Origin of the sequence: Dermacoccus sp. NHGro5 (assembly GCF_017565385.1) — a bacterium.
GTDB classification, from domain to species: Bacteria; Actinomycetota; Actinomycetes; order Actinomycetales; family Dermatophilaceae; genus Dermacoccus; species Dermacoccus nishinomiyaensis.
The window spans coordinates 1-15,751 of sequence record NZ_JAGEKQ010000008.1 but is presented as its reverse complement, the minus strand read 5'-3'; the positions used below and the strand labels follow the sequence as shown (position 1 = coordinate 15,751).

The following is a 15,751-nucleotide window of genomic DNA, read 5'->3' as shown; positions in this document are numbered from 1 at the left end:
GGAGCCGCAGATGAGACGCCCGCCCCGCAACCGCGCCGAACTGCGTGCCGAGATCGCGCGGCGCAACCCGATCCGACGCGTCCCGCAGCCGCCGGAGGAGCAGATTCGCTCGACGTGGCGTCAGGCCGCGGTGCCCCGCATCGAGCGGATGCTGGCGCGCGCCCTCGCCCAGGACGCGGGTGGCTGGCACGTCGCGGCGGCGAGCACGGACGTCGTCGCGGGGCGTTCGACGGTGCGCACGATCCTCGGACGCGAGATCGCGTTGTGGCGCGGCACCGACGGCTCGGCGCTCGCGGGGCCGGGCGCGTGCCCGCACATGGGTGCGCTGCTGGAGAACTGCCACACCGATGACGGCGACGTGCTGTGCCGCTGGCACGGGCTGCGGCTGCCGAGCGAGTGGCCGGGCGAATGGCTCACCTACCCCGCGCACGACGACGGCGTCCTGTTCTGGGTGCGGTTGCCCAGCGACGGCGAGACGCCGAGCGATGCGCCGGTGCTGCCCCCGCGCGCTCCACTCGACGAGGCGCTCGTCGCGGTCTACACGCGTGAAGCGCGCTGCGAGACGTCCGACGTCATCGCGAATCGCCTCGACCCGTGGCACGGGGCCTGGTTCCACCCATACGCGTTCAGCCACCTCGTCGTCGACGAGGACGCGAGCGACGACGACTGCCTCGTCACCGACGTGACGTTCCGCCTCAACCACACCTACGGCGTTCCGGTGCGCGCGGCGTTCACGTGCGCCGACAGCCGCACGATCACGATGACGATCATCGACGGCGAGGGCGTCGGCAGCACCGTCGAGACCCACGCGACGTGCGTGCAGCCGGCGAGCGCCGAGCAGCCGGCTCGCAGCGTCATTCACGAGGCGACGATCGCGCACTCCGAGCGCCCCGGTTTCCGTGCGGCGCGGGCATTCGCGCCGCTCATCCGCCCGCTCGTGCTGCGCACGCAGGGCCAGTTGTGGGTCGACGACCTCGAGTACGCGGAGCGTCGCTACGAACTGCGTTCGGGTTTCGCGAGGGACGGGCAGTCGTGACGGCGGCCGACGTCGTGGTGGGGTGGGCGACATGAGCCTGCCCGCGTCCTGGGATCCCTATCAGTACCTGCTGCTCATGGGTGGATGCCTGCTCATCACGCTGCCGCTCGAACTCGTCCTGCGCGCCCGCGTGTACTCACGCCCGCGACGGTTGCTCGCGGCGCTGCTGCCCGTCGTCGTGCTGTTCAGTGTGTGGGACATCGTCGGGATCGTGCGCGATCACTGGTCGTACTCGCCGCGGTTCACGTCGGGTTGGGATGTGCCGCTCACCCCGATGCCGATCGAGGAGCTCGTGTTCTTCGTCGTCATCCCGATCTGCGGGCTGCTGACGTACGGAGCCGTCGGGTTCTGCCTGCGCCTGCTCGCCTCGTGGCGCTCGAGCGGGAGCGCGAGAAGTGCTCTCGCCCGGGTCGATTCGGACGGGCGGGCGGGCGAGGGACGCCATGTGGCGGCTGATGGCTCGTCCGCGCGAGGCGATCATCGCCCGTCGAGGGAGGTGTGACGTGCCCGAGTACACCGTGCTGACCGTCGCGTCGATGATCGGCGTCGTCGCTCTCGAAGGGCGTTGGCGCACCGGCATCTTCACCTCGGCGCGCTACTGGTGCTCGATGGTCATCGTGTTCGCGTTCCAGATCCTCGTCGACGGCTGGCTGACGAAGCTGAGCGACCCGATCGTCCTCTACGGGCGCGATCAGTTCCTCGGCATCCGCTTTCCGTGGGACATCCCGATCGAGGACTTCGGGTTCGGCTTCTCGATGGTGACGCTGACGATCCTGCTGTGGGAACACCACGGCCGCCGCCGAAAGGAGAACGCACGATGAGCGCGACGATCGAGGCCTTCACGGCGGGGCTGCGACGGGTGCCGCCGTGGCGCCCCGGACGTGATGCGGCGGCCGAACGGCATGAGCCTGACGGTCGGGGCGGCCCTGCTGCGTCGAGGGTGGCGGACGCCGCGGCCCCCCACGTCGTCGTCGTGGGTGGTGGGATCGCCGGCATCAGCGCCGCCGTCGGGCTGGCAGAGCGCGGCGTGCGCGTCACGCTCATCGAGGCGGAGAGCAGCCTCGGTGGCCGAGTGCGCAGCTGGCCCGTCGACGTGCCGACCCGGGGCGCTGACGCGTCGGGCGCCCCGGACGATCGAGCGACGATGAGCCGCGGGTTTCACGCGTTCTTCCGCCAGTACTACAACCTGCGCGCGCTGCTGCGCCGCGTCGACCCGAGCCTCGAATGCTTGCGCCCCGTCGACGACTACCCGCTGCGTCACGCGGACGGTACGCAGGATTCGTTCACGCAGATCGCGACGCGGCCGCCGCTCAACTTCCTGTCGTTCGTCGCCCGCAGCCCCTCGTTCGGTCTGCGCGACCTGACGCGCGTTGACGCCGACCGCGCCCTCGACCTGCTCGACGTCGATTTCCCCGCCACGTATTCGCGCTACGACGGGGTGAGCGCCGCCGACGCCCTCGACGCGCTGCGGTTCCCCGAACGCATGCGCTCGCTCGCGCTCGAGGTGTTCGCACGCAGCTTCTTCGCCGGCCCGCGCGACTTCTCCGCCGGCGAACTCGTCGCCATGTTCCACATGTACTTCCTCGGTTCCGGCGAGGGGCTGCTGTTCGACGTCAGCCGCGACGACTTCGACACGACGATGTGGCGACCGCTGCGCTCCTACCTCGAGGACCTCGGCGCGCACGTCGTTACGGGTTGTCGCGTCGAGTCGATCGAGCGCGACGGCGAGGGTTTCCGTGTCAGCGCCGGCGCGGCTGCGGGTGCGGCGGGTACCGACGAGGCGAGTCGCGGCCGCCTTGACTTCGCCATCGACCGTGACGATGCCCATGGCTCGCTCCGCGCCGACGCCGTCGTCATCGCGACGAGTCGTGACGTGCTGCAGCGTCTCGTCGACGGCACCGACCTCGGCGACGAGGCCTGGCGTGCGTCCGTGCTGACCGGGGAGATGGCGCCTCGTTTCATCGTGCAGCGACTGTGGTTCGACCGCCCCGTCGCGGCGGGCCGCGCGCCGTTCGTCGGCACGGCCGCGTACGGCCATCTCGACAACGTCTCTCTCGTCCACGACCTCGAGGACGGCGCCGCGCAGTGGGCCGAGCGGTGCGGCGGCAGCGTCGTCGAACTGCATGCTTACGCGGTGCCCGACGACGTCACCGATGACGAAGTGCTCGCCGACCTACGACATCAGCTCGAGCGCCTGCACCCTGAGCTCACCGGGTGCGAGCCGGTGCACGAGGAGGTGCTCGTCGAGGCCGACTGCCCCCTCGCCGGTACGGACGAGTGGGCCGCGCGCCCGGGCGTCGTCACGCCGCAGCCGAAGCTCGTCCTCGCCGGTGACGGCGTGCGCTGCGAGCTGCCCGTCGCGCTCATGGAGCGGGCGGCGACGACCGGTTTCCAGGCCGCGAACGCGTTGCTGCGCCACTGGGGGTTGCCCGGGCACGAGCTGTGGAGCGTGCCGACGCGGGCGCGGTTCCCGCGGTCGCTGCGCGCCGCCCGTGCGGCGCTGCGCCTGCGCGAGCGTGGCCTCACGACGGTAGGTCGCGATTCGTCAGGGCGTGGCCGATGAGCGGACGGCAGAACGACGTCGCCCCCGACGCCGGACGTTCCGGGCTCGAAGGACTCGGGCGCGAGCGGCGCGCCGCGGGACGCTGCGACACCGAGAGTCGAGATGGAGGACGCCGCAGCGACGCGTGCCGTCTCACCGATGCCGCCAGCTTTCTCGACGCCGTGCAGGCGCGCTTGGCCGAGAGCCTTGCCTTCGCGGCCGACGCCGGCGGTGTGGTGACGGCCGGACTGCCCTCGTCAGCGCTGGTCGAGGCATCGTCGCTCGAGACGCTCGTGCGTGATCTTCTCGCAGCCGGCGGCAAACTCGTGCGGCCCCGGCTCGTCCGCCTCGGGTACCTGGCGGCGCGCGAGTGCACCAACCCCGACGACGACCCCGCGACCACCGACGCTGTCGTTCGTGTCGCTGCGGCGTTCGAGTTGTTGCACCTGTTCGGGTTGCTGCAGGACGACGTCATGGATGCCTCTGACACGCGACGCGGCACTCCGACCGCGCACCACCAGGTGAGAGCCGCCGCAGCTCAGCCCGACGGCCCCGACGCTGCGCGCCTCGGCGACAGCGTCGCCGTTCTCGCCGGTGATCTCGCGTTCGCGCTCGCGAACCGCCTCGTCCGCGCTCTGCCGGAGCACGTGGCGGACGCGTGGGACGCAGCGGTCGTCGAGCTCGTCACCGGCCAGCGGCTCGACCTCGTCTTCGCCGCCGAGGCACGCCTCGACGAGGTGAGCACACGCCGCGTCGCGCACGCAAAGTCGGGCGCGTACACGGTGCAGCGCCCCCTCGAGATCGGCGCGTTGCTCGCCGGCGAGAGCGCGCCACCGGCGTGGCTGAGCCGATTCGGCGCCGCGCTCGGTGAGGCGTTCGCGCTCGCCGACGACATCATCGGCCTGTGGGGCGAACCCGCCGTCACGGGCAAACCGGCGGGCGAGGATCTGCGCGAACGCAAGCCGACGACCGTCCTCGGCCTCGCCGACTCGGCCCTCGACGGCGAGCTGACGCGACGCCTGGCGCCGGGTCGCGAACCACTCGACGAGGCCGAGACACACACCTGGTTGCAGCGCCTCGACGCGGCGGGCGTGCGCGCGCAGGCCGTCGCCCGCATCGCCGATCGCCACGCTGATGCCCTCGATGCTCTCGCGGCGCTGCCGCAGGGCGCGGTGCGTGACGAACTCACGCGTTTCGCCGACGAACTGGCGGTGCGCGATGCGTGAACGTCGTCAGGATCATCCAGCACCTCACGCCGACGACTCGAAAGAAGCACCCCCGATGCGCGAGACGCCGATGATCGACGCGCCCGGCAAGCCAGCGGAAGCGACGTTCGGTGCCGCGCCCGCCGCTCCTACTACGGGTGTGCCGGCCGCGACCGACGACGTCGTCGTCCTGCTCGACGATGACGGCGCCGCGATCGGCACGTGCCCGCGCGCCGAGGTGCACACCCGTGACACGCCGCTGCATCGCGCCTTCTCGAGCTACCTGCTCGACGACGCGGGTCGCCTGCTGCTCACCCGTCGCGCGCTGACGAAGGTCGCGTGGCCGGGTGTGTGGACGAACACCTGTTGCGGGCATCCGCGCCCCGACGAACCCACGCAGGACGCGGTGAGCCGGCGCGTGCGTGAAGAGCTCGGGCTGGATGTGACGCAGTTGCGCGTCGTCCTGCCGAGCTACCGTTACCGTGCGGTCGACGCGTCCGGCATCGTCGAGCACGAGATCTGCCCGGTGCTGGTGGGGCGCATCGACCAGGCGCAGCTCGAACCGCACCCCGACGAGGTATGCGAGTGGGCCTGGATCGCCTGGCCCGACGCGGTCCACCTCGCGCGTCGCACTCCGGCGCTGCTCAGCCCGTGGGCGGCCGAGCAGATCGTGCTGCTCGCCGAGCAGCTGGGGGAGAACGGCCTCTCGCCGCTCGCGCTCCCGCACGATGAGACCGCGCACGAGCACACGCAGCACGAAGAACACGAACCCCTCGATGAGAAGGATCTCGCATGAGTCGCGTCGTCGTCATCGGAGCCGGCCTCGCCGGCCTGGCCGCAGCCTGTCATCTGCGCGGCGCCGGGCACGACGTCGTCATCGTCGAGAAGCAGGCGCAGGCGGGTGGGCGTGGCATCCGCCTCGAGCGGGACGGGTTCACGTTCGACACCGGCCCGACCGTCCTGACGATGATCGACCTCGTCGACGAAGCCCTCGCGCAGATCGGCGTGGGCGTACACGATGTGCTCGACCTGACGCTGCTCGACCCCGCCTACCGCGCCTGCTACGCGGACGGTTCGACGATCTTCGTCCGCCACGGCCACGAGGCGATGCGCGAGGAGATCGCGCGCGAGTGCGGCGCGAAGGACGCAGCGGCGTTCGACGACTTCGTCGCGTGGCTGCGGCGGCTCTACGAGGTCGAGATGCCGCACTTCATCGACGCGAACTTCGACTCACCCCTCGACCTGCTACGCAACCCGGCTGCAGCCGCGCGGCTCGTGAGGCTCGGCGGGTTCCGTCACCTCGGGCCCGTCATCCGCGAGCGCTTCGACGACGAACGCCTGCACCGCATCTTCTCGTTCCAGGCGATGTATGCAGGTCTCGCGCCGGAGAAGGCGCTCGCGCTGTACGCCGTCATCACGTACATGGACTCGATCGAGGGTGTCTGGTTCCCGGCCGGCGGCATGCGCGAGGTGCCCGAGGCGATGGCGCGTGCGCTCGGGCGCGCAGGCGTCGAACAACGCTACGACACGACGGTGACGCGCATCCTCACCCGCGCTGACGGCGCCGTCGCCGGGGTCGAGACGTCCGGCCCGAGTGGTGACGAGCGGCTGCCGTGTGACGCGATCGTCTGCACGACCGACCTGCCCATCGCCTACCGCACGCTGCTCGACGACCTCGAACCGCCGGCCGTCCTGAAGCGTGCGACGTACTCGCCGTCCGCGGTCGTCTGGCACCTCGGGGTCGAGGGTGTGCCGAGCGACGCCGCGCACCACAACATCCACTTCGGCACGGCGTGGGAGGAGTCGTTCGACGATCTGCTCGTGCGCGGCACGCGGATGCAGGACCCGTCGCGGCTCGTCACCATTCCGTCTCGTGACGACGCCACCGCCGCGCCGGAGGGTTGTTCGACGTTGTACGTCCTCGAGCCCGCACCCAACCTCGACGTCGGGCGTGTCGACTGGGCGGCCGAGCGGCCGCGCATGAAGGAGGAACTGCTCGCTTTCCTCGATGACGCCGGCTACCCGACGACGATCGTCACCGACGAGTTCGTCGATCCCACCGACTGGCAGGCGCAGGGTATGGCCGCGGGAACGCCGTTCGCGCTCAGCCACACGTTCCTGCAGACCGGCCCGTTCCGCCCGCCGAACGTCGAACGCCGCCGCCCCGGCGTATTCTTCGCCGGTTCCGGCACCGTGCCGGGTGTCGGCGTGCCGATGGTGCTCGTCAGCGGCAAGCTCGCCGCGGCGCGCGTCGAGGCCTACGTCGGGCGCTGACGGCTCGACGCTCAGGCGTCTCAGGGCGCCGGCACGAGGACGCGCAGGGCGTCGGGCAGCGCACGGAACGTCGTCGGCGACGCCTCGAGCAGGTCGCCGTCGGCATAGACATCCCCGACGTGGGGCGTGATGACGCGGATCTCGCGTCCGCGCAGCGCTCGAACACGTACCCCGTCGACATGGGTGCCGCGAAACAGGCGCGGCAGCATCGCCGGGTAGTGCCAGCGTGGGATGTCGGTGACGACGGTGACGTCGAGCAACCCGTCGCTCATCGACGCGTCGGGGTTGACGCGCATCCCGGCGCCGAATCGCCCCGAGTTGCCGATCGCGACGTTCCACCCGGTGAACTCGTGCGTCACCCCGTCGACGACGAGCGTCAACGGTCGCGGCCGCGCGTGCACGAGCGTTCGAGCGCCGCCGTAGGCGTAGACGAGCGAACTCGGCACCGCGCGCGGAGCGTCGTTGGCGTACGTGTTCGCCATCGAGTCGTAGCCGAGCGTCGCCACACCGAGGAAGACCGTGGCGGTCGACGGGTCGCCGTCGCCGGCCAGTCCGACGTCGAGGCGGCGTTCGCGCGCGACGGCGAGCAGCTGCGCGGCGCGTCGCACGTCGCCCGGGCCCCCGAGTGCGCGGACGAGGTCGTGCCCACGCCCCGCGGGCAACGGCGCCATGAGGCAGCCGCTGACGACGGCGCCCGCGGCCACCCGCCCGTAGAGCCCGTCGCCGCCGAGCGTGACGAGCAGGTCGTCGACGTTCGCGTCGGCGGCGACCTGCGACGCGTGGTCCGCCGACCGCGTGACCACGACGTCGACGCGCCAACCGTGCGCGCGCAGGATGTCCGTCACCGGATCGATCATGCGCAGCGTCGCACCCTTGCGCGCAGCCGGGTTGACGACCAGGGTGACGGGCCGCGTCATGACGCCCCGGCCTCGCACGCGTCGGGGGCGTCGTCGACCGGCGGAACGAGCTTGCCGGGGTTGAGGATTCCGGCCGGGTCGAGCTCGTTCTTCACCGCGCGCAGGATGCGCGCGCCGAGCTCGCCCATCTCGTCAGCGGCCCAGGCGCGGTGGTCGGTGCCGACGGCGTGGTGGTGCGTGATCGTGCCACCGTGTGCCGCGATGACGTCGCTCGCGGCCGTCTTGACGCGGCGCCACTGGGCGAGCGGGTCGCTCTCCTCGCGGCAGAAGAACGTGTAGTAGAGCGAGGCGCCGCCGTCGTAGAGGTGCGAGACGTGGCACTGGACGACGGCGTGCGGGCCGACCTCGGCGCTGATCGCATCGCGCACCGCGCTGTAGAGCGTCGGCAGGTTCGCCCACGTCGTCGCCGTCTCGAGCGTCTCGACGAAGATGCCGCGATCCATGAGGTGGTCGCGCTGGTAGGGCCCGCGGAAGCGGTGGCTGATCCAGTGCTCGGCGATCGACGCGGGCGCACGTCGCGCACCCGCCGCGCGCAGCACGCGGTGCGCCTGTCGCCGGCGCCGACGCAGGGTGGTGCGGTCGGTGTCCTCCCAACGCAGCACCCCGAGCGACGGCTCGCGGGCGCCGCGCGCGGCGAAGGTCGCCATCGCCGCGAGCCCTCGCGCCGACTGGGCCAGGATCGTGCGTGATTCCTCACCGTCGGAGAGGCGGCTGACGTCCGGCATGACGCCGTGGCCGAGATCCTGCGCGAGCGCCCGGAACGCGTCGAACCCGTCGGTGAACGAGTCGAACGCCCAGGTCTCGTAAGCGAACTCGGTCGGTCCCTCGTGCAGCTGCAGCGTCATCTCGGTGATGACGCCGAGCGTGCCCTCGCTGCCGATGAGCACGTCGATGAGCTTCGGCCCGGCGGCCGTCGCCGAGCTGGGAGTCCGCCCGCCGAGCGTCAGCTCGCCCTCGGGCGTGGCGAGGGTGACGGCGACGACGTTCTGCTCGAACCGTCCGTACCCGGAGGACGCCTGCCCGGAGCTGCGCGTCACGAGATATCCGCCGAGCGTTGCCTGTTCGTAGCTCTGCGGGAAGTGTCCGAGCGTGAGTCCGCGCGGACGCAGCACGGCTTCGAGCTGGGCGCCGCGCAGCCCGGGCTGGAGCGTTGCGGTGCGCGACGTCTCGTCGATGCTGACGACGGCGTCGAGGCGCCGTAGGTCGAGACTGATGACGCTCGCGAACCGACCGCGCACGGGGTCGACACCGCCGACGACGCTCGTGCCACCGCCGAACGGGACGACGGCGATCTCACGCTGCGCGGCGAGGCGCAGCACCTCGACGACCTCGCTGCCGTCGGCGGGAAACGCGACGGCGTCCGGCGCGTGACTGCCGTCGCCGGTGCGCAGCCGATACAGGTCGGGGTAGCTCTTGCCCCCGGCGTGCTCGATGCGCTCGCGTCGTTCGACGCTGACGTGCGCGTCGCCGACGAGTGTGCGCAGGGCGGCGAGGCCGTCGTCGTCGAGGGTGGAGGCGGGCAGCTCGACGTCGTCGAGCGCGACGGGCGGAGTGTCCTGCTCAGCCGGTTCGATGCCCTTGGCGAGCTTCAACCCGCGCCAGACGAGCGGGGAGAGTTCTTTCTTGAGCTGCGGGTCTCCCCAGGCGTGCCACACCGAGCGCGGGGCGGTCTCGACGAGGTTCGCGTCATCCTTCATGACCCCATCATGCCGTGCGTGAGACACTGAGTCACGATTTGTCTCAATGTTTCATTGCTCCGACGGGCCCGTCGTGGCGGCGACCACACAGCGAGGAGGACGCATGACGCAAGACGATGCAATGCTGGCCGCAGTGCGGGCGGAGGTCATCGCCTACGGTTTTCGCCGCGCGACGATGACGTCGGTGGCCCGCCGCGCAGGCATGAGTCGGGCCACCCTCTACCGACGTGGCGCGACGCTCGACGACCTCGTGCGCGAGGCCCTCGTCGCCGACTTCGCCGCCGCCGCAAGCGACGCGCTGCCCCAGGTTCCCGCGAACGAAACCGCAAGCGAACCAGCCGACGGCGAGGCGGGCGCCGTCACCCGCGACGTCATCGTCCGCGCCGCGATCACCACGCTCGAGGCGCTCTCGACGGAGTTCACGCAGGCGCTGATCGAGCACGACCCCGAACTGCTCCTGCCCTATCTCGTCGAACGTGTCGGGCGCAGCCAGCGCAGCATTCTCGACGCGTTGAGCGCCGCGATCGCCCTCGCGCAGCTCGATGGCTCGGTGCGCGACGCGCCGGCCGACGTCCTCGCGATGGGCGCGATGCAGGCGCTCATGCCCTACCTCGTCAGCCGTCGACCGCTCGAGCAGATCGCCCCTCGTCAGGTGTGGCTCGCCGAGGCGGCCCATCTGCTCGACGGGTACCTCGCGCCCAGCCCGGCAGCCTCTGACCACCGGACCACCCCACGGAAGGCCGCTCCTGATGTCGACCACCCCCGGCCACCCCGCCAGTGACCCCAGCGTGGGCAGCCTCAACCCCACCCAACGCGCTGCGGCACTGCACCGCCTCGCCCACGAGCGCTACGACGTCATCGTCGTCGGCGCCGGGGTGACGGGTGTCGGCGTGGCGCTCGACGCGGCGTCGCGCGGGCTGCGCACGGCACTCGTCGAGCGCGTCGATCTGGCGGCAGGGACGAGTCGGTGGAGCAGCAAGCTCATCCATGGCGGCCTGCGCTATCTCGCAAAGGGTGACCTCGCCGTCGCCTACGAGTCGGCGCGCGAGCGTCATCACCTGATGACGAGCATCGCGCCGCATCTCGTGCGGCCGCTGCACACGGTGGTGCTCGACACCGGCATCGGTGAGGCGGCCGTCTCGAACCTCGGCATCACCCTCTCGGACGGGCTGCGCCGCGTCAGCCGCACGCCGTCGAACGTCCTCGCCGCGCCGCGCCGCATTCGGGTGCGTGACGTCGAGTCGCTCGTCCCTGGCGCAGTGCGCGGCCGCGCGGCGCTGCGCTACACCGACGGCCAGCTCGAGGACGACGCGCGCTTCGTGACGACCCTCGCGCGCACCGCCGCGGCGCACGGCGCCGACGTCGTGACGCGGTGTGCGGCGCGTCCGCTCGACTCTGAGTCCGTCGAGCTCACCGACGAGCTGACGGGGGAGTCGTTCGTCGCCCACGGCCACATCGTGCTCGCGACGGGGGTGTGGAGCGGCGAGCACGACGAGCGTCTCACCGTCACGCCCTCGCGTGGCTCGCACCTGGTCGTCCGGGCGAGCGCGGTGGGTAACCCTTCGGCGCAGCTCGTCGCACCGGTGCCCGGGCACTTTGGCCGCTACGTGTTCGCGATTCCGATCGTCGACGGGCTCGTCCTCATCGGGCTGACGGACGAGGCCGACCCGGACGCCGACCCGCTCGCTCCTTCCGTCCCGGACGAAGACGAGGAGTTCCTGCTCGCGACGATGAACGCCGTCCTGGCCCGTCCGCTGACGCGTGACGACGTCGTCGGGCGCTTCGCTGGTCTGCGACCGCTCGTGACGCGCGCCGACGCCTCGAGCGGGCAAGGCGCGACCGCGGACGCCTCGCGCAAGCACCTGCTCCTCGACGAGCCGGGCGCCCCGATCACCATCACGGGAGGAAAGTTCACGACGTATCGCCGCATGGCGCAGGACGCCGTCGACGCCGTAGCCCGGCGCGTCGGAGGCGTGGTCGCATCGTGCCGAACGCGTGAGCTTCCGCTTCTCGGCGCAGCCCCGACTGACGTCCTCGCTCGCGTCGCGGCGCCCGAGCGGCTCGTGCGCCGCTACGGCACGTTGGCCCCGTCGGTGGCCGCGATCGCCGACGAATCGTCGTTCTACGCCGAGCGCGTCGTGCCCGGATCGTCGACGCTGGTCGCCGAGTTCGTCCACGCGGTGCGGCACGAGGGTGCCATGACGCTCGACGATCTCGTCGAGCGCCGCACGCGCCTGGCTTTTGTCGACGCAGACCTCGAGCCGGCTCGCGCCGTTGCGGCGGAGGTTCTGCGGCGCGAGATGGGTCTGGACACCTTCAGAGAACTCCCAGTCGCGCACCACCGTGCCTGAACGTCCCTGACCGCCCTCGGCCAGTACCCTGAGGCCGGGAGGCCGATGCCGTGGCGTCCGAAAACGTCGTCGCTCGGAGGTCGCATGCTGCTCGTCCTGCTGCTGGCTGTCGCCTCCAGTGCGTGTGCGGCGCTGTCGACGGTGTTCAAGCACCGCGCCGCACAGCATGCCGTGGAGCAGCCGGCGGTCGACGAGCGAGCGGACGGTGAGAAGCTCCCCCGGCGCGGGTTGCGCGCCGCGGCGGTGGCATGGGTCGCGAACCCGACGTTCGCCATCGCCATGGTGTTCGACGGGCTGTGCGTCGTCTTCCAGATCCTCGCCCTCAAGTACGGCAGCCTCTCGGTCGTGCAGCCGGTGCTGTGCATGTCGCTCGTCATCAGCCTCGGGCTCAACCACGTCATGCTGCGTACGCGCCCGACACGTTCGGAGATCCTCCATTCGCTGACGCTCGTCGCCGGCCTCGTGATGTTCCTGCTCGTCTCCGACGCGATCTCCGCACACGGAGAGACGGCCATCGGTCGTCGCGTGCCCGCCATCATCCTCGCCGTCGTGGGCGGCCTGTTCGTCCTCGGCGCGGTGTTCGGCACGCGCTCGATGCGCCCGCGGATGCGTGCCCGGGCGCTCGCAGCGTCCGTCGCCATCGTCTACGCGACGACGGCCGGGTTGATGAAGTCGACGACGCAGATCTCACACCTCTTCGGTCTCGACGCGGTGCTGACGTCGTGGCAGCTGTGGGTGCTCATCGCGCTCGCTGCCTGTGGTCTGGCGCTCAACCAGGTGGCGTTCGCGGCGGCGCCTCTCAACGTCGTGCTGCCCGTCGTCGCCTCGCTCGATCCGCTGTTCAGCGTCCTCATCGGTGTCGGCGTCTACGGCGACCAACTGCGCGACACGCCCCTCGCCGTCGCCGGTGAGGTGGCCGGGCTCGCGCTGCTGCTGTACTCGGTCGTCAAGCTGAGCTCGGTGCGTGCCGCCCAGGGCGCGGCCGCCGAGGCCGAACTCGCGGCAGCGATGGACGGCGGCGCCACACCGCTGTCGATGCGTAACGAGTGACACCGGCGGCGCACACCTACCCGGCTCGATGCTCCGATGCGCGCTCGAGGTCCTGCTCGGGCTGGAAGTGACGCTCTCGCCCACTGCTCCAGCTGCTGCGGGTCACCAACTATTCACCTTCGCGGGACGCGTGGAATGAAGCCCGCGGGGCCGCTCGTGTTAGCGTGAGGGTGGTTGCTTTGCAGAACCCGGTTTTACCCCTGTTGTACATCACCTCAGGCGTTCACGGCATGCACATCAGCCTGAGCCTGCAAAAAGTGCAGGCTCAACGCAGAGAAACAGATTGAGGGATTTCCCATGGCACAGGGCACTGTGAAGTGGTTCAACGCTGAGAAGGGCTTCGGCTTCATCGAGCAGGACGGCGGCGGCGCCGACGTCTTCGTTCACTTCTCCGCCATCCAGACCAACGGCTACCGCTCGCTCGACGAGGGTCAGCGCGTCGAGTTCGAGATCACGCAGGGCGACAAGGGCCCGCAGGCCTCGAACGTCACGGCTGCCTGATCATCTGATCTCGTAGCGTTTTCGTACGAAGCCCCCAGCCGTTCGGCTGGGGGCTTCGTCGTGCGCCGACTCCGTCATGCTCGGGCGGGGCCCGTCACGCAGACGAGTGCGCCGCCCGTCCCTCGTGGGGTGGGCGGCGCAGCCGAGTCTGCGTTCAGTCGTGCGCACGATCAACAGGTGGCCGTGGTGTCGTCGATGGCCTGGTCGCTGCTCGACGAGCTGGTGCTCGCGCTGCTCGACGACGAGTTCGGGGCGGTCGACGACGAAGCGCTCGAGCTGGACTTCGGCTTCGGGGCCGGCGTCGAGCGATCCATGCCCTTCTTGATGAGGGCGCGCACCTTGTCGTAGTCGGGGTGGCTGTCGCTGATGACGGGGTAGGCGAGGTTGACGCTCTTCGTCTGGCCCTTCTTCATCGTGTTCGCGAGGTCGGCGAGGTCGGGCAGTTCGCTCTGCGGCAGGTCGAGCAGGATGTTCTCCTTGGCGACCTTCATGATCGAGGGGAACTGGTTGACCAGTGAGATGGGGTTGGTCTGGTCGATGAGTGCGTTGACCATGCAGCGCTGACGGCGCATGCGGTCGCCGTCGCCGGTCTCGACGCGGCTGCGTGAGTACCACAGGGCTTGCTGACCGTTCAGGTGTTGGCGTCCTTCGGGGATGCGGCCGGTGATCGAGCCGGGCACGATCGCGCCGCCCTCGATCTTGCCGCCGATGGCGATGCCCCCGGGAGGGATCGTCATGTCGACGCCGCCCATGGCGTCGACGAGGTCCTGGAAGCCCTTGAGGTTGATGACGGTGGAGTAGTCGATCGGCATGCCGATGATCTCCTGCACGACGTCGCGCGTCGCGTTGAGGCCGGCGTACTGCTCACCGGGGAACAACTCCGGGTGCTGCGTGTCAGCTTCGCTCCACACCGCATCCATCCAACAGGGGTCGCCCGCACCACGTTCGGGGCAGTGGAAGCCGTTCGGGTAGAGCTTGTGCAGCGGGTTCGACTCGGGGAACGGGACGTAGTTCCAGTTGCGCGGGATGCTGATGAGGGTCGTGTCACCCGTGTGGGTGTCGATCGAGGCGACCATGAGCGAGTCCGTGCGGATGCCCGTGCGGTCGCTACCCGCGTCGGAACCGACGAGCATGAGGTTGACGCGGGCCTTCTTCTTGAACGCGTTCTCCTTGGTGGAGGCGGCGCCCTTGCCGTTCTCGATGAACATGGTGCCGAACGCGTCCTGCGTGACGGTGACGGTGCTGACGGCGCGCGCGAGCGGCATCGTCACGGCGAGGCACATGAGGGCGGTGAAGGCCTTGAACAGGATGTCGCCGCGGTGCGACCAGCCGTCGGTGTGCGTCGTGCGCGCGGTGAGAACGATCGACGTCAACCACAGCACGAGGGCAGCGGCCAGCGCGACGAGGGCGAGCTTGAGGCCGGTCGAGGTGAGGACGTTGGCGGCGCCGGTGAGGACGTTACCGCTCAGGAGGAAGATGCTGAGAGCGATGCCGGCGATGACGGCGATGAGCAGGAGGATGACGCCGACGGTGCGACGTTTCGTCCACATCAACCCGAGGCCGGGGACGAGGGTGCTCAGAAATGTCAACGACAGAGAGCGGCGTAGCGTCGCACGGCGGCGTTGACGCTCGCTCGAGCGGGTCACGTCGGACGGTGCGTGCGCACCGGATGGTTCGTGCTCCGCCTGCCTCGCCATCGTGGCCCTCTCTGTTGCGTGTGAGGGCACCGAAAGCTGCCCCTGACACTCCATCATGAGGGATGAAGGAGGAAATGTCTCAATCTGGTGACGAAGCTCGACGCCGGCCGAAGCCCAGGTGTGAGTCTCCTGTGTTGACGTGTCGGGGGGAGGCGGTTTGGTGTGGCGGGGCGGGTCGGATAACCTTTCAGGGCTGCAGCGAAAGCTGCGCGGAGGAGGCGTCGCCTAGTCCGGTCTATGGCGCCCGCCTGCTAAGCGGGTTTGGGGTTTATAGCCCCATCGAGGGTTCAAATCCCTCCGCCTCCGCCAGCGAGAGTGACGAGGGCCCCGCCGGGCGCGACGAAGTCGCCCCGGCGGGGCCCTCGTCACTCTCGCTGAATGGGTACGGGGGATTTGAGGAGGAGGCACGACGCCCGCGAGCGAAGCGAGCGCGCGTCGCGCCGACGGAGTCCCTCCGCCCGTTCCGACAGCTCAACAACCC

The 15,751-nt window shown here is 70.4% G+C and carries 14 protein-coding genes and 1 tRNA gene; 12 read left to right on the top strand and 3 right to left on the bottom strand.

Going from position 1 to position 15,751, the window contains the following annotated elements:
• Nucleotides 1-10 precede the first annotated feature (10 nt).
• From J4Z35_RS04290 to crtI, 7 genes are read left to right on the top strand one after another with little or no spacing between them, the layout of a single operon-like run.
• Entirely contained in the window at nt 11-1,036 is a 1,026-nt protein-coding gene (locus tag J4Z35_RS04290; protein WP_062256476.1) for a DUF5914 domain-containing protein, read from the top strand.
• A 31-nt stretch (nt 1,037-1,067) separates the two neighbouring features.
• Nucleotides 1,068-1,538, top strand: a complete 471-nt coding sequence (locus J4Z35_RS04285) for a lycopene cyclase domain-containing protein (RefSeq protein WP_040014990.1) — start codon at nt 1,068-1,070, stop codon at nt 1,536-1,538.
• A gap of 1 nt (nt 1,539) precedes the next feature.
• Nucleotides 1,540-1,857, top strand: a complete 318-nt coding sequence (locus J4Z35_RS04280; RefSeq protein WP_038566746.1) for a lycopene cyclase domain-containing protein — start codon at nt 1,540-1,542, stop codon at nt 1,855-1,857.
• Entirely contained in the window at nt 1,854-3,599 is a 1,746-nt protein-coding gene (locus J4Z35_RS04275; protein ID WP_006946679.1) for an FAD-dependent oxidoreductase, read from the top strand. Before J4Z35_RS04280 ends, J4Z35_RS04275 begins: the two co-directional genes overlap by 4 nt.
• A complete protein-coding gene (locus J4Z35_RS04270) occupies nt 3,596-4,804 on the top strand; it encodes a polyprenyl synthetase family protein (RefSeq protein ID WP_062256472.1) in 1,209 nt (402 codons plus the stop codon). The genes J4Z35_RS04275 and J4Z35_RS04270 overlap by 4 nt, the downstream gene beginning before the upstream one ends.
• Before the next feature lie 55 nt (nt 4,805-4,859).
• Nucleotides 4,860-5,579: an isopentenyl-diphosphate Delta-isomerase gene (idi, locus tag J4Z35_RS04265; protein WP_074039754.1), complete on the top strand. Its 720-nt coding sequence runs from the start codon at nt 4,860-4,862 to the stop codon at nt 5,577-5,579.
• A complete protein-coding gene (crtI, locus tag J4Z35_RS04260; protein WP_074039755.1) occupies nt 5,576-7,057 on the top strand; it encodes a phytoene desaturase family protein in 1,482 nt (493 codons plus the stop codon). Before idi ends, crtI begins: the two co-directional genes overlap by 4 nt.
• Before the next feature lie 20 nt (nt 7,058-7,077).
• On the opposite strand, the gene J4Z35_RS04255 is transcribed toward crtI, so the two are convergent.
• Nucleotides 7,078-7,974: a diacylglycerol kinase family protein gene (locus tag J4Z35_RS04255; RefSeq protein WP_074039802.1), complete on the bottom strand. Its 897-nt coding sequence runs from the start codon at nt 7,972-7,974 to the stop codon at nt 7,078-7,080.
• On the bottom strand, nt 7,971-9,671 hold the full coding sequence (locus J4Z35_RS04250) for an FAD-binding oxidoreductase (RefSeq protein ID WP_074039760.1): 1,701 nt from the start codon (nt 9,669-9,671) through the stop codon (nt 7,971-7,973). Before J4Z35_RS04250 ends, J4Z35_RS04255 begins: the two co-directional genes overlap by 4 nt.
• Nucleotides 9,672-9,774: 103 nt before the next feature.
• On the opposite strand from J4Z35_RS04250, the gene J4Z35_RS04245 reads away from it, so the two are divergent.
• From J4Z35_RS04245 to J4Z35_RS04230, 4 genes are all read left to right on the top strand, one after another.
• Nucleotides 9,775-10,452: a helix-turn-helix domain-containing protein gene (locus J4Z35_RS04245; protein ID WP_171969821.1), complete on the top strand. Its 678-nt coding sequence runs from the start codon at nt 9,775-9,777 to the stop codon at nt 10,450-10,452.
• Entirely contained in the window at nt 10,421-12,022 is a 1,602-nt protein-coding gene (locus J4Z35_RS04240) for a glycerol-3-phosphate dehydrogenase/oxidase (RefSeq protein WP_074039763.1), read from the top strand. The genes J4Z35_RS04245 and J4Z35_RS04240 overlap by 32 nt, the downstream gene beginning before the upstream one ends.
• A gap of 84 nt (nt 12,023-12,106) precedes the next feature.
• Nucleotides 12,107-13,072 (top strand): DMT family transporter, encoded by a 966-nt coding sequence (locus J4Z35_RS04235; protein ID WP_006946739.1) that lies wholly within the window; start codon nt 12,107-12,109, stop codon nt 13,070-13,072.
• Between the two features lie 297 nt (nt 13,073-13,369).
• Nucleotides 13,370-13,573 carry a cold-shock protein gene (locus J4Z35_RS04230; RefSeq protein ID WP_006946709.1) on the top strand — a complete coding sequence of 68 codons (204 nt, stop codon included), beginning with the start codon at nt 13,370-13,372 and terminating at the stop codon, nt 13,571-13,573.
• A gap of 170 nt (nt 13,574-13,743) precedes the next feature.
• Here J4Z35_RS04230 and J4Z35_RS04225 read toward each other — a convergent pair whose 3' ends face one another.
• The gene (locus J4Z35_RS04225) at nt 13,744-15,270 is read right to left on the bottom strand and encodes an LCP family protein (RefSeq protein ID WP_006946746.1); all 1,527 of its coding nucleotides are present in this window, start codon (nt 15,268-15,270) and stop codon (nt 13,744-13,746) included.
• A gap of 214 nt (nt 15,271-15,484) precedes the next feature.
• Here J4Z35_RS04225 and J4Z35_RS04220 point away from each other — a divergent pair.
• A tRNA-Ser gene (locus J4Z35_RS04220) sits at nt 15,485-15,579 on the top strand.
• Nucleotides 15,580-15,751: the final 172 nt, after the last annotated feature.

Excerpts from the sequence above, each read along its gene's own strand:
- J4Z35_RS04290 (WP_062256476.1), top strand. The coding sequence starts at position 11 with ATGAGACGCCCGCCCCGCAACCGCGCCGAACTGCGTGCCGAGATCGCG.
- J4Z35_RS04285 (WP_040014990.1), top strand. The coding sequence starts at position 1,068 with ATGAGCCTGCCCGCGTCCTGGGATCCCTATCAGTACCTGCTGCTCATG.
- J4Z35_RS04275 (WP_006946679.1), top strand. The coding sequence starts at position 1,854 with ATGAGCGCGACGATCGAGGCCTTCACGGCGGGGCTGCGACGGGTGCCG.
- J4Z35_RS04270 (WP_062256472.1), top strand. The coding sequence starts at position 3,596 with ATGAGCGGACGGCAGAACGACGTCGCCCCCGACGCCGGACGTTCCGGG.
- idi (WP_074039754.1), top strand. The coding sequence starts at position 4,860 with ATGCGCGAGACGCCGATGATCGACGCGCCCGGCAAGCCAGCGGAAGCG.
- crtI (WP_074039755.1), top strand. The coding sequence starts at position 5,576 with ATGAGTCGCGTCGTCGTCATCGGAGCCGGCCTCGCCGGCCTGGCCGCA.
- J4Z35_RS04255 (WP_074039802.1), bottom strand. The coding sequence starts at position 7,974 with ATGACGCGGCCCGTCACCCTGGTCGTCAACCCGGCTGCGCGCAAGGGT.
- J4Z35_RS04250 (WP_074039760.1), bottom strand. The coding sequence starts at position 9,671 with ATGAAGGATGACGCGAACCTCGTCGAGACCGCCCCGCGCTCGGTGTGG.
- J4Z35_RS04245 (WP_171969821.1), top strand. The coding sequence starts at position 9,775 with ATGACGCAAGACGATGCAATGCTGGCCGCAGTGCGGGCGGAGGTCATC.
- J4Z35_RS04240 (WP_074039763.1), top strand. The coding sequence starts at position 10,421 with ATGTCGACCACCCCCGGCCACCCCGCCAGTGACCCCAGCGTGGGCAGC.
- J4Z35_RS04235 (WP_006946739.1), top strand. The coding sequence starts at position 12,107 with ATGCTGCTCGTCCTGCTGCTGGCTGTCGCCTCCAGTGCGTGTGCGGCG.
- J4Z35_RS04230 (WP_006946709.1), top strand. The coding sequence starts at position 13,370 with ATGGCACAGGGCACTGTGAAGTGGTTCAACGCTGAGAAGGGCTTCGGC.
- J4Z35_RS04225 (WP_006946746.1), bottom strand. The coding sequence starts at position 15,270 with ATGGCGAGGCAGGCGGAGCACGAACCATCCGGTGCGCACGCACCGTCC.